At 63.3% G+C, this 13,167-nt stretch carries 8 protein-coding genes and 1 tRNA gene; 1 reads left to right on the top strand and 8 read right to left on the bottom strand.

Annotation, left to right across the window (positions count from 1 at the left end):
- Window positions 1–94 precede the first annotated feature (94 nt).
- The gene (locus JXA24_00140) at window positions 95–736 is read right to left on the bottom strand and encodes a carbonic anhydrase (GenBank protein MBN1282169.1); all 642 of its coding nucleotides are present in this window, start codon (window positions 734–736) and stop codon (window positions 95–97) included.
- 92 nt (window positions 737–828) lie between these two features.
- A tRNA-Met gene (locus tag JXA24_00145) sits at window positions 829–902 on the bottom strand.
- 458 nt (window positions 903–1,360) lie between these two features.
- Here JXA24_00145 and JXA24_00150 point away from each other — a divergent pair.
- Entirely contained in the window at window positions 1,361–3,109 is a 1,749-nt protein-coding gene (locus tag JXA24_00150; protein MBN1282170.1) for a VCBS repeat-containing protein, read from the top strand.
- A gap of 26 nt (window positions 3,110–3,135) precedes the next feature.
- Here JXA24_00150 and JXA24_00155 read toward each other — a convergent pair whose 3' ends face one another.
- The 6 genes from JXA24_00155 to JXA24_00180 all read right to left on the bottom strand — a co-directional run bounded on the left by JXA24_00155 (window position 3,136) and on the right by JXA24_00180 (window position 12,774).
- On the bottom strand, window positions 3,136–4,176 hold the full coding sequence (locus tag JXA24_00155) for a hypothetical protein (GenBank protein MBN1282171.1): 1,041 nt from the start codon (window positions 4,174–4,176) through the stop codon (window positions 3,136–3,138).
- 193 nt (window positions 4,177–4,369) lie between these two features.
- Window positions 4,370–5,260 carry a GTPase Era gene (gene era / locus JXA24_00160; protein MBN1282172.1) on the bottom strand — a complete coding sequence of 297 codons (891 nt, stop codon included), beginning with the start codon at window positions 5,258–5,260 and terminating at the stop codon, window positions 4,370–4,372.
- Window positions 5,261–5,265: 5 nt separating this feature from the next.
- Window positions 5,266–6,252, bottom strand: a complete 987-nt coding sequence (locus tag JXA24_00165) for a transposase (protein MBN1282173.1) — start codon at window positions 6,250–6,252, stop codon at window positions 5,266–5,268.
- Between the two features lie 139 nt (window positions 6,253–6,391).
- A complete protein-coding gene (locus JXA24_00170) occupies window positions 6,392–8,656 on the bottom strand; it encodes a S8 family serine peptidase (protein ID MBN1282174.1) in 2,265 nt (754 codons plus the stop codon).
- A 321-nt stretch (window positions 8,657–8,977) separates the two neighbouring features.
- Complete coding sequence (locus JXA24_00175; GenBank protein ID MBN1282175.1) at window positions 8,978–10,894, bottom strand: hypothetical protein; 1,917 nt, start codon at window positions 10,892–10,894, stop codon at window positions 8,978–8,980.
- Between the two features lie 35 nt (window positions 10,895–10,929).
- Window positions 10,930–12,774, bottom strand: coding sequence for a VCBS repeat-containing protein (locus JXA24_00180; protein MBN1282176.1), 1,845 nt, complete (start codon window positions 12,772–12,774; stop codon window positions 10,930–10,932).
- Window positions 12,775–13,167: the final 393 nt, after the last annotated feature.

Below are 13,167 nucleotides of genomic sequence, written 5' to 3' on the forward strand. Positions count from 1 at the left end.
CTAGTGACTCGTGACTCGTAACTCGTGACTCGTAACTCGTGACTCGTAACTCGTGACTCGTGAATCGCAGGGCGGCGAACCTGAAGAAACCGTATCAGAGGTCGCTTGTGCGCTGCGAGTTGTATGCCCGGGCGAGCTCGATGTTTACCCTCACGACCTCCGCGTTGAGCGAGCGGAGCGGATAGGCTGCGTCTATCTTCGGCAGATCGTCGGCCCTTCCCTGTTCCCTGAGCACCGCGCCCGCAGGCACGTAGCGACCTGAGGGCACCACTACCCCCATCACCATGGCGCCCGGCTCGATCACCGAGCCGCGGCCCAGGCTCGACCTGAAGACGAAGGACCCCATCCCCACGAAGCAGTCGTCCTCTATGAGGCACGGCCCGTGTATCTGACACTGGTGAGCCAGTGAAACGCGCTCCCCTATGTAGACGGAGTAGCGCTTGCCGTGGACCTCGCAGGTGTTCTTCTCAGCGTGGCTGCCCGTGCTCTCCAGCGCGTGGATCACGACGCCGTCCTGCACGTTGGAGCCGGCCCCGATGTGAAACGGCGTGCCCTCGTCGGCGCGCAGCGAGGCGAACGGCGCCACCATGACGTTCGCGCCGACGATCACGTCGCCAATCACGCAGGCCATGGGGTGCACGAAGGCGGTCCTGTGCACCGAGGGCCCGCGGCCCCGGGGGTTGAACGACGTCGCGGGATTTGAGGTGATGTTCGTCATGGGCGGCTCCACTATCATATTCACCTGAATTCACAAGGGTTTGATAACTGCCGGGCCGCTAAAGACAGCGGCCCAGCGTTTTGATACTGACCCGCTGGGCCGTGTGTTTGTGGCGGGAGACGGGATCGAACCGTCGACCTAGGGGTTATGAATCCCTCGCTCTCACCATCTGAGCTATCCCGCCGTATTGACTTGCTCGCTCTCACCATTCCCGGTCCGGCATGATTTTTTCAAGAAAAAAATCATTTGCCGGACCGAGGACCCTCGGCGCTGCCCGTGTTTTTCCTCCGGAAAAAGCACGCAGCGCCGGGGCTGAGCTATCCCGCCGTGATGATTTCCTGTCCGCGCAGCTTAAAAAATGGAGTGCGGATATGTCATAAGAGATGGGTTTTCGCAAGGCCTTTGACCCGCTCGAGAATTCGATTGTAACCGATTGATATCCGTTATAACTATGGCCATGCAGGCGCGTGGCGGGCATGAACGAAATTCAAACGACGAATTTATCGGAATGATAGCGAAGGGATGGCGTTTCAGGTTAGATAAATTTTTAAATTACGCACAGTTAGACAACAATATCTCAAACTGTTCCCTGGCATGTTTAATGCAGGTCTTGAGGATTGGTGGAAAAAACGGAGGAATTATATGAAGAGATCCCTGCCGATCATCCTTATCTGTCTGTGCTTCATCATCTCCCTTGCGTTCGCAGGCTGTCACAAGGCGGACATGGCCGACGTTGATGCGGAGGAGGTCGCGACGTGGTTCGCGATCGACGAACAGCCGCCCCCGAGCCAGGGCGACGAGGGGGTCCCGATTGCGGAGGAAGGCGAGGAGGAGGCCCCCCCGGTTCCCCTGCCTGATGAACCGGGCTACGCACTCCAGGAGCTCAGGCTCGTGAGGCTGGACGGCACCGAGCTCGAACTCAGCGACAGGCCCATACCGCTGCGCGTATCCGTCAGGGCTAAGCTCTCGAGGGCGCTGTCCGACGAGGAGCGCTCCCAGTTCGAGTCGGACTTCGGGCTCAAGGACGCGGCGGCGAACATCGTGTCCGGCGCGTTCGAGTGGAGCGCGGCAAACGACGAGGCGCGCTTCACCCTGGTCCGCAACCTGAAGCACGCCACCCTCTACTCGATGCAGATCGCGGGCTCCGACCACAGCTTCACGACCATGGTCAAGGGCGACATAGACGGCGACGGATATGCGGACGCAATCGTGAGCGAGACCGGTCACGACAGCGACAGGGGCAGGGTCTGGTTCTACGGAGGCAAACCCCTCAACCAGGGGACCTTCGCCGGAGTCAGCAGGGAGGGCGAGAACAAGGGCGACAGGTTCGGCCACGCGGTCGACTTCGCCGGCGATATCAACGGGGACGGCTACGAGGACGTGGCAGTGGGCGCCCCGGGCTTCGATAAGAACGACAAGAGCGACATGGGCAAGTTCTACCTCTACCGCGGCCCCGACCTCGATCTGGCCGGATACGTCTATTCCGGTGCCGCGGGCGCGAAGCTCGGACAGGCGGTGGCAGGCTGCGACCTCGACGGCGACGGATTGAGCGACGTGGTCGCAGGGGCCCCGGAGTACCCGATGTACAAGGGGAGGGTCGTCGTGATGATGGGCGGACTGCCCTATCCGAAGCTGGGGACGAAGCTCGACGGACACGGCACGGGGTCCCAGCTCAAGTTCGGGTCCGCGCTGGCGTGCCTCGACGACAGCGACGGGGACGGCTCGACCGATCTGGCGATCGGCTCCCCGAGCTACGGGCCGCTAAAGCCGGGGCAGGGCCGCGTATCGATCCACAGGGGCGCGGAGCTCGCGCGCGTCACAGAATTCTACGGCGAGGCGGCCGGAGACGCCTTGGGATTTTCCATCGCGCCGATTGAGGATCTCGGCTCAGACCGCCGGACGGACCTGATAGCGGGTGCGCCCGGAGCCGCAGGCAGGGGCGCGGTCTATCTCTACCAGCTGAGCGACAACATGTCCGCTTCGCCGTACTACGCCAAAGCGACATGGCCGGCCACAGACGCCGACATGGGCCTGTTCGGGTTCACGGTCGTTGCGGTGCCGGACATGAGCGGGGACGGGAAGCAGGACGTGCTCGTCGGCGCTCCGTCATACAAAGCGGGGAAAGGCGCCGTCTTCATCGTGGAGGGCGCGCCCCAGATGTCCAAGAAAAAGTTCAGATACGGAACAGAGTCCGGCCTGGGACTGGGAACGGCCCTGGCGTACACGAGCAACATGAACGGGCCGGGCGTCATGATGGGCGAGCCGGGGAGAGACGAGGGCAAGGGACGGGTGATAGTGACCGGCTTCCCGAACATCGAAACCGTCCTTGCGACGGGCGACGCGGGCGATCTGAAGGGCGACATGAGGGGCATGCCGATCCGCGCCCACTGACCCCTTCGTCTTTGTCGGATCCTTTGTCAGAGGTCGAATCGAAACGGACGGGTGGAATCAGGCGTTCCGAAGGCGCCGGCGCTCTCCTGCACGAGCATGGTCAGCCCCGCCGGATCGGCCATGAGCTCCACCGCGGCGCCGGATATCCACTGCGTGCGGCGCCCCTCCACATAGCCGAGGGCCGGGTCGGGCGCGAACTCCACCGCCTCCGCGCCCCTCACGTACGGCGCGGTGCCGACTATGTCGTGGGCGGGCATGTCCGCCTTCACGGCGAGGATCGAGTCGCCGAGCGCCACCGGCGACATGTCGAAGACCGCGAGCTCGCTTGCGACCTGATCCAGCGCCGGCCTCTGCTCGGCGGGGAGGAAGTTGGCGCTCCCGCCGAGCCGCTCGCCCGATCGCCACACCCTCTTCCACCTCCCCCTGCCCGCCGCGGCGTGGACCTCCATGTGAGCGGGGCCGCGCAGGACCGCGCAGCGCTCGGCGCCGTCGCGCGGCGGGAGCATGGCGAACTGGAAGAGGCCGGTGTGGCGCGGGAGAGAGATCCTGGGGCCGGGCGCGAGCTTCCCCTTCGAGAGGGCGAGCTCTCGCACCGCGCCGGAGAAGAACTCGGCCGGGCTCCAGCCCTGGCCCGCGAGCGCCCTGCGCGGCGCGCCGGCGTCGTCGAACAGCTCGACCGCGCGCAGCGACCGCCGCACCCGCGTGGCGATCTCGCTGCAGGAGCGCGCGGCCATGTCGATCCCGAGGACGAGCGAAGAGGGCATCCCCTCCTCGACCGCGGAGATCGCGGCCTCGAGGCGCGCGTCGCCGTCGAGGTCGACGAGCGAGACCCGCGCCGCGTCCGCTGCCGGCCCCCAGCGGCACTCGAACGCCTGCTCGAAGCCGGCGTCGCCGATCCTGCCCACCAGGATGCGGCGGCGCGCGAGCAGCACGGTCTCGACGGCGCCGTCGCCGTCGACGTCGCCCTGCGCCATGCCCCAGAGCGCGCCGTCGATCGAGGGGCCGGCCCACGCGTATCTGATGGATCCCTGCGCGGAGCGCCCGGCCTCCGGCCCCTTCGCGCACACATCCCCCGCATTCCCGACCAGTGCGATCGCGATAAGAAAAAGCAGAAAAGAAGGGGTCAAGTCTTGACAACGGACAGCTTTTGGAAGTTGTCTATTGTCTAGACCTGACCCCTCCATCTCCGACTTATTCTTCTTTATTAATGATATCATATTATTAAGTCCTTATACGCGTAGACCTTGAAGCTGTCCATTGTCAAGACTTGACCCCTTCATATCCCAGCTTCTTTATGCTCTCAGGGTCCTTCGTCCAGTCGCGGACCACGCGAACCGAGAGGTCGAGGAAGACCCTGCCGCCCACGAGCTCCTCTATCTCCTTGCGCGCGCGCGTGCCGATCTCCTTTATGCGCGACCCGCCCTTGCCGATCACCATCCCCTTCTGCGACTCGCGCTCCACGACGATCGCCGCGACTATGCGCGTCAGCTCCCCCTCGGCCCTCGGGTCGCGGAACTCCTCGATCTCCACCGCCGCGGAGTAGGGTATCTCCTCGTGCATCTGCAAAAAGAGCTGCTTGCGGATGATCTCAGCGGCGAGGAACCGGACCGGGTGAGCGGTGTAGCTGTCCGTGGGATAGAGAGGCTCCCCCTCGGGCAGCCTCTCCCTTATCGCCTCGACGAGCTCCGGCACCCCGTCGCCGCGGAGCGCCGAGACGAACACCATCTCCCTGGCGCCCCACTCGTCGCGGAACTTCAGCGCCGCCGCCTCGAAACCCGACCTCTCGACGAGATCTGACTTGTTGGCCACAACCACGCAGCGGTCCGCGCCGATGCGGCCGAACAGCTCGCGCTCGATCGCGTGATCGCGCGACGCCGCGTCCACCAAGAGGCAGACCACGTCCGCGTCGTCCATCACCGCGCTCACGATCTCGTTCATCGCCCTGTTGAGCGGCTTGCGCGAGCGGTGGAAGCCGGGCGTGTCCAGGAAGACGATCTGCGATCCCTCGGCGTTGAGTATGCCGATGATGCGGTGCCTAGTGGTCTGCTCCTTGGGCGTGACGATGGCGAGCTGCTCCCGCAGGATCGCGTTGACGAGCGTGGACTTGCCCACGTTCGGCCTGCCGATGATCGCCACGAATCCCGATTTCATAGGGGTCAAGTCTTGACAAGAGACAGGTCGCGGCAGCAGGCCTCGATTCTCTCGCAAAGATCCTCCTCATTCTCCAGCTTCGATCTTATCCGTGCGATCGCCTTTGCCACAGCCTGATCGCTCATGCCGCCCATGGCCTCGCCGATCTCGCGATACCCGGCGCCCAGGTGTCTGCGCATGAGATAGACCGCCGCGGCCCGCGCGTCGTTGCGCCGGCCACTGCCTCTGCCGGCGATCTCCTTCGGCTGCACGTCGAAGACGTTGCTCACCGTCCTGAGGACTTCCTTGAGCGACACCACTTTTCTGAGCTCTCGCCGCGCCTCCGGAATGTCCTTGTGCCCCTTCAGTCGCTCCACAAAATTATATCTGATCCAGTCCCTGAAGACATCGGAGCCGAGCACGCTCGGTAGCCTCTGCGCATTCATCCTCTCATCGATATTCCCGGGAACTCCGGCCCGCACGAACCGGTCCAGCTCCTCTGCCGCACGCTTGCGCACTTTGCCGAAATGCGAGAGCACCTCGTCCACTTCAAGCCAATCGGGCTTCTTCGCCAGATTGAGATACTGCCTGTGGCTGGACCATGGGTACTGAGAGGGGGAGCGGGCCAGCCCATCCTTAACGGGGTTGAAATGTATATAGCGCACAAGCTCCAGGAGATATTCGTCCCTGTCGACGACGATGGACTTGAAGCGGCCGCGGAAGAGCTGCCCGTCGCGGCCGTGCGCCTTGTTGTAGAATTGTGTATAGACGCCGTCCACATGCCGCATGGCGCGCGACAGGTTGCATTCCGGAGTATGGATAAGCAGGTGATAATGATTGCCCATCAGGCAATATGCGTGGATCTCCACCTTCCACATCTCGCGTATGTCGCCGAGCAGCTCCAGAAAGCTGCGGCGATCCTTATCCGCGGTGAACACGGCGCAGCGCGCTGCGCCGCGGTTCATAACGTGGTACCAGGCGCCTGGATATTCTATACGAAGCGGCCTCGCCATACGCCCTCCACCTGCCCACACTCGGCCAAAGGGGTCAAGTCTTGACAATGGACAGCTTTCAAGAGCTGTCCATTGTCAAGACTTGACCCCTTCACTTCGGTTTTTCTGCTATTCGTTAGTAATATCAAAGTGTTAAGCCCTATCGTTCACGGACCTCAAAGCTGTCCAATGTCAAGACTTGACCCCTTCGTCGTCTGGTTGCGATGATGGCCAGGGCGGCCAGCACCGGCAGAAGCTGCGGCAGCGAGTGCGAGGCGGCGGCGGGCGCGATCGTGTGGAAGCACCCCCCTCCGCCCCCGCCGTCGTCGAGGTCCCCCTGGTTGAGGTTTCCCCTGCCGCTGTACCCGGACGCGTCGGCGGGGACGTAGGCGATCGCCGCTGCCGCCTTGATATTTCCGAAACCGTCCCTGTTGTTGTGGCTGGCCGCCTTTGTGGCGGTCTCGGTGAGCGCTTTCTTCAAATCGGCCGCCGTGAGGGTGTTGTTCCTCTGCAGGATCAGCGCCACGACGCCGGCCGCGTGCGGGCTCGCCTGAGAGGTCCCCTGGCTCTTGTAGTGCGGCGTGGCGACCAGCAGCGCATCGTTCAAACTCAAGCCCGTGGGCAGCACGGAGATTATCGGATCGCCCGGCGCCAGGATGTCCGGCTTGCGGCCCGAGTACGAGTACGCGGGCGGGCCGATGCTCGAGAAGGGGGAGCGCTCCTGCACCGTGCCGCCGCTTATCTGCGCCGCCTCCGCATCGGGTGCGCCTATGTCGGTCGCGTCGTGCTGCGCGCCGGTGCGGTCGGTCCAGCACGACGAGCTGGGGCACCCCGCACCGGGCTTGGTCTGCAGATACGCGCCCGCGGTGATCACGCCCGACGCGGTGCCCGGGATGCAGACGGTGGAGTCGTTGTTCCCGTCCCTGCTCGAATAGGCGGCGCCGTTCGTTCCAGAGGCCACGTCGTAGCCCCCGCCCGTGATGCCGCCCATGAAGTTGACGTAGGTGCCGCCGCCCTCGATCCAGATGTCTCCGGTGCAGGTCCCGCCGGCCGCCCTCACGATCACGTCCAGGAAATAGGAGCTGTTCCCAGCCCCCGTCACCGAGAGGTCGTCCCACTCCGCGCCGTCGGCCGGCCCGTAGAGGATCAGCGCCCTGGGCCTGGAGTTGTTCGGGTCCGAGGAATCGGTGGCCATGGCCATCTCCGCGACCGCGTCCCCCGCCGTCTCTTCCATGTCGGAGGAGAGCGGCGTGTCCTGTATCGCGATCCTCGCCGCGTCGGTCTTGGGCGGGAGCGGCGGGATGCCGAAGCTCGCGCCGAAGACGTCGGAGTAGCGGTAGGCGTTCGCGGCCACTTTGCAGTTGAAGCCCTGGCCGGCGCCGAACCACGCGTCCACCGCCAGGTACGGGACCGCCAGCCCCGCGGCGTCAACGATCCAGAGCCTCCAGCCGTGGGACCCCCCGTTCGGCACGTTCACGTTCGCGTGTATTCCCCCGTCGAACGCGCCAAGCCCCGCGTTCGCAAGCGCCGCCGCCACCGTGTGCTCGTTGCCGGCGGCCGCCACGATGGCCCTGCCGTAGTCCTTCCCGCCCTCGGCATACTCGCCCGCCACAGCGGAGTTGAGGCTCTGCTCGAGCAGCGATGTGTCGTCGTGGGCGCCGATGTGGGTGCCCTGCGAGATGTTCACCACCGCCGCCTTGTCGAGGATGTCCGACTTCTTGAATATCTCCACGACCCCGTCGATCACCCCGCCCGAGAACGTCCCGCTGGTCGGCCCGCCCTCGTTGATGTCGTCGTTGAAGTCGTTGCGCACCATCATTATGTCCGCGGCCGGGGCAACACCCTTGTAGACGGCGTCATTGCCCGCCGCTATCCCGGTCACGTGCGTCCCGTGGCCGATCGCTGCGTCGTTGTTCGCGGCGATCGGGCACGCGCCGTCCTCGATGTAGTCGTTCGCGCACTGGGTGACGGTCATGGTGCCGTCGCTCGAGACCGACTGGAAGCGAAGGTACTGGACCCTGGTGCGGCCGTCCGGGTCCCTGAAGTCGGAGCGCGAGTAGTCGAGCCCTGAGTCGATGAGGCCCACCACCACGTCCGCCCCGTCGTAGCCTGCCTCCTGCACAACGGCCACGTTGGTGTTGTCCGACGAGCGCGCGGTGTCCATGAGGAGGCGGAGCCTCTTGGACGCCTCGACCGAGAGGACCTCGGGCCTCGCCGCGATCCCCTCTACGGCCGCGAGGGGGAGGCGCGCGGTCATTATGTCGCCCACATGCGCGCGGACGCTGCCGCCGGCCTCCGTCACGGCGAGCTCGGTCCCCTGCCGGTCGGAGCTTTTGATCAGCACCTCGGCGAGCACTCTCCCGTCCGGCGCAGCGACCGATTTCATGAGCATGCCCTTGGCGGCCGAGGGGCTCTGAAGCGCCATCCTCAGGGCGAGGTCGAGCTTCCCCGCATGGACAGCGCCGGAGATGGAAACGAAGGACAGGATCAAAAGCGATATGGAGACGATGCGGCCTCTGATATGAACCTCCTTTTGAACCCGTAAAATATCGAAGGTCATCGAAGGGGTCAAGTCTTGACAATGGACAGCTTTTGGAAGTTGTCCAATGTCAAGACTTGACCCCTTCGTTTCAGTTTTTCTGCTATTCGTTAGTAATATCGAAGTGTTAAGCCTTATCGTTCACGGACCTCAAAGCTGTCCAATGTCAAGACTTGACCCCTTCGGTGGTTTTCTGTCTTGGCTGGGTCACCACACAGGGAGCGGCTCGAGCATATAGCCGGTGGAGTCTATGCCGCTGGGGCCCACCGCGTCGTCGCGGCCGGTGAGACCTATGGCGCCGAGCCTCTCCAGATCAACCTGCATGGAGCTGCCGTCCGCGACCGCCGCGGTCGCGTGGAGATAGAGATCCGTATAGTACTTGTTGTAGAGGTTGTCGGCTATGGTCTGGAACTCGCCCGCACCCAGCTTCACGCTCGCCTTGTACCAGCCGGAGTAGGGCTCCAGCCTCAGCGTTATCGGCTCCCCCACCCCGGCGGAGCAGTCCAGCGTGTAGTACTGTATGCAGGTGAGGTTCCCGCCGATCATCTCAAGCACGTAAGTGGTGCAGGTGAGGGCGTAGCCCTTCCACTCCTCGTGCATGTTGAGGTCCACGTAGTAGCCCTCGCCGTCGGCGTTGGCCATGGCGACGATGACCGAGTCGCCCATGAGCGACATCCCGTCCACTCGCAGATCCAGCTCGGCCTGGTACACGGCAGCCTCGCTGACCGGCTTTCTCATGTCGAACGAGGCCGAGCCCGACGCGGCCCTGGACAGATTCAGCGCGCCGGAGGAGACATCCCGATCGACGTTGCTCTCGGCGGTCACGTCGTAGCATGCGTCGATCGCAGCCTCGCTGTAGAACTCGTCGCTCAGCGCGCAGACCGGCGTGAAGAAGAGCACCACCGGCTCGTCCTGCCTCAGGTTGTCGGTCGTCACCTGGTTCGTCATGATGAGCGCCATCCCCTGCATCTGGTAGCTGTGCGGCGACTCGACGTCGAAGTGGAAATAGGAGTCGGGCGGCTTGGCGTAGCCGAGATTCAGAAGCTCGGGCTGCGACTGCCCCTCCGCGAGCTCCAGCGCCATGAGCCTTATGTTCGCCTCGTTGACCTGATAGCCGTTCATGTCGTGCGGGTAGTGGCCGGTTATGCTCGATATGTCGACGCCCACGGATGAGTCGAAGAACTCAACCGCGTCCGCGTCCCTGAAGACCATTTGATCCGCGTCCCACGTGCCCGACGATCCGAGGGCCTGGCACGAATAGCGGTCGTTGCACCACGTCGAGTTAAGCATTATCGGGTCGCGCGTGAAGATCGCGCTGCCGCCGCCCGACACACCCTCGAGCCTCACCCCGGCGTCGATCACCGTCTCGACGACGCAGTAGCCGTTGCCCAGCCCCGCGGTCGTGAAGTTCTTCCTCCATGTCCTGTCGTCCAGCCCCGATACCGGGTCTATGAAATCGCGGTTTAGCGGGTCTGCGGAGAAGGGATCGGCCGCGGTCATGCTCATCGTGCCGCCCGTGCCGTCGCATATCACGTAGCTTGCGCCGCCCGCGTCAATGAGGTCGTCCAGCCCCGCGTCCGCCTCGAGCCACGGCTCGCCCGTGACATTTGCGCGCAGTCCGTCCTGGCGGAAGAGGGTCTCGGCCGGGTCGCTGCTGTAGAGGGTGAGAAACTCGGTGTAGAAGTGCAGCTGCATGAGCACGCTGTCTTCCTCGTAGATCGGGGAGTTGGGCACCATGCCCTCGCAGTGCGCGGTGCAGCGCGAGCCGGTGATGTCCACGATCGTCCTGCAGGCTATGCACTTGTTGGGGCTCTTGCCGGCGGCGATGCAGCTCGCCTCCCAGCCGTCATCGGTGAGCTCCACGACAGGAACTCCGTTCACGTCGGTCGCGGGCGAATACGTGATGGCGCAGGTCCCTGCCATCGCGTCCATGCTCCCGCTGAAATCCTTGAACTGCGAAGCGATGCCTATCCTCGATCCCGAGCCGCCGCTTATGGTGACCCTCACTCCCTCGATGCCCGCGGGGTCCTCGAAGCCGGCTCCTCCGCCGCAGCCGCACAGGGCCGCCGCGGCCATAATCGCCGCCAGCGCACCCGCCATCAACCTGTGCAGCTGTCTCTTCATCTCTGCCTCTAGCCTCTAGCTTCTCAGCCTCTGCTTCAATCCGCATCAAACGTCCATATCACGTCCGCATCGTCGAGATTCAGCTTCCAGCCGGTCTGTGAGAACCTGTCCCTGCCGAAGAAGAAGTAGACGTTCCGCTCGTCCCCGCTCTGGGCCGTGACCTTGAAGTCGAAGAAGCCGTCGTTGTCGATGTCGCCCGTCCGGGGATCATGAAGCGGGTCATCCCAGATCACGCTCCCGAAGCCGGAGAGGTCAATCACGGCGCTCGAAGCCACGCCGATGTTCGTCGACATCTGATAGCCGTCCATCCATACCGATCTTCCCGTGAAGAGGTGAACCCTGTTGGCCAGGACCTTTCCGTAACGGTCTTTCTCGATCACATGAATGCCCATGTCATCCCTTCCGTCTCCGCTGATGTCGCCGAGCGCCCGGACGCTTATCTCACACCGGTTGTTCGTGCTGAAGACGACCTGCGAATCCGGCGTGATCATAGAGAGCTTATTTAGCGATCCTCCGCCGAAGAATATCTTCACCTTGGGCTTTATCTCGACGTACTTTCCGCTTATGTATCTCGGTTCAACCTCGGTGACCAGGAGGTCCGATATCCCGTCTCCGTTCATGTCGGCCGCGTCCACATCCACGATCTTGCGCCCCGGATAGGCGTTGATCTCGTCCATGGTTATGAGGCTCAGCGCTTCCTCCATTTTGGCGCTGCCGTGGATAACCCAGACCTGCCAATTCCTTGAAGTGCCGATCGTCGTCACCTCATAGCGGATGAATGCCAGATCGGCCATGCCGTCGTTGTCCACGTCGCCTATGGGCACAGGGCGCGACAGCACCTCCTCCAGCGATCCGATCAGCTTGCCCTTGCCGGGCAGGTCGGGGAACGCAGCTTCCAGCCCGACGGCGACAGGTCCCTTGATGAGCTGCACCTGCTGCAGCACTGCGCCGCTGTAAACCGTAAACGGGATCGAGAAAATCAGTTCGTTCACGCCGTCGCCGTCCACGTCGCCCGCATCAAAGGGCCCCTGCATCTTTCCGTAGGAGGAAAATCCCACGCTGTGCGTGAGCCAGGCGGTGGGGTCTGCGCCGAGCGGGTCGTATTCGTGCCACATGTTGAGATCGTAAAGCCTGCCCTTGATTTGGCCCCGCTCGTCGTACTCGTAGCTATCGAAGAGCTTGGCCAGCACCGCAGCCCCTCCGTCGGCCAGCACCGGTATCAGCGCCATCCTCTGGGCGCCGTCGTATGACTGGGAACCGTCCACGTAGAGCATGCGCGACGGGTCGATATCGGCAGGCCGCATCAGCTCACGGGCCTCCTCTCTGTCGATCTGATCGCCCGGTATCAGCGCTCCGTCCATGGGCGCGGCTGTGCTTGCGAAGACGGGCGAGATCGCGACGTCCGCGGTGCAGCGGTCGTCGAGGTCGAAATTGAGGGGATTGCGGCCGGTCACCAGCGGCATGGTCAAATCCTGATCGAGGATGATGCTGTACGCGTCCTGTGCGCCGGCCGCTACGGTCACGTAGTACCTGGAACAGAAGGCGAAGGGCCCCCGAAGAGTGAGTTCATAGCCATCGAGCGACCATTCCTTGTCCACTCTCTGAATCTCGTTGCCCATTGCATCTGTCACCCTGATCCCAACGGTAGTGGTGCTCATGATATTGTCGAACCGGACCACTATTTTATGAAGACCCACAGACGCAATCTCTGCAGAGACAAAGCGGGTCTCAGGGTCGGGCTCCCCCCAATCCTCCTCCCCCGGGATGAGGTCGTATGGGCCCTCTTCCCTGTGGCCGCACGCGACGCAGAGCGCCGCGCTGCAGAGGAGCGCCGCTGCGATCAGCACGCAGTGCCTAATACCTGGGCGCTTGAAGCTCATAGTCCTCCCAAAATGCACCATGAGGCACGAGACTAAAAATGAGCAATATCCGTGCCTTGTCCGGGATAATCCGCTGTTTTATAACCTATTGATTAACTTGATATATTGCTGGGTGAACGACCGGCGCCCTGAACATGGGGGGGTAAAAATAGCCGCATTTTAGGACATGGCGTCAAAGGGATGACAGGGGAGCTCGAAGCTGAAAGCCGGCCTTACGCCGTAAGCCGTAAGCCTTACGCCAATTTCAACCGGCGTAAGGCGTAGGGCGTAAGGCTTACGGGTCCCGAGTCCCGAATCAGGGGCGCGCCTCCCTGCCTACCGGCAGGCAGGCCGCCACAATTTGAGGACCCTTTTTCCGATGACGCTGTAAAAAGGGGCCTCAAATTCTGGCTC

This window comes from Pseudomonadota bacterium (assembly GCA_016927275.1).
GTDB lineage: Bacteria > UBA10199 > UBA10199 > 2-02-FULL-44-16 > JAAZCA01 > JAFGMW01.

Coding starts and splice junctions, on each gene's coding strand:
- JXA24_00140 (MBN1282169.1), bottom strand. CDS start 736: ATGATAGTGGAGCCGCCCATGACGAACATCACCTCAAATCCCGCGACG.
- JXA24_00150 (MBN1282170.1), top strand. CDS start 1,361: ATGAAGAGATCCCTGCCGATCATCCTTATCTGTCTGTGCTTCATCATC.
- era (MBN1282172.1), bottom strand. CDS start 5,260: ATGAAATCGGGATTCGTGGCGATCATCGGCAGGCCGAACGTGGGCAAG.
- JXA24_00165 (MBN1282173.1), bottom strand. CDS start 6,252: ATGGCGAGGCCGCTTCGTATAGAATATCCAGGCGCCTGGTACCACGTT.
- JXA24_00170 (MBN1282174.1), bottom strand. CDS start 8,656: ATGGCGCTTCAGAGCCCCTCGGCCGCCAAGGGCATGCTCATGAAATCG.
- JXA24_00175 (MBN1282175.1), bottom strand. CDS start 10,894: ATGAAGAGACAGCTGCACAGGTTGATGGCGGGTGCGCTGGCGGCGATT.
- JXA24_00180 (MBN1282176.1), bottom strand. CDS start 12,774: ATGAGCTTCAAGCGCCCAGGTATTAGGCACTGCGTGCTGATCGCAGCG.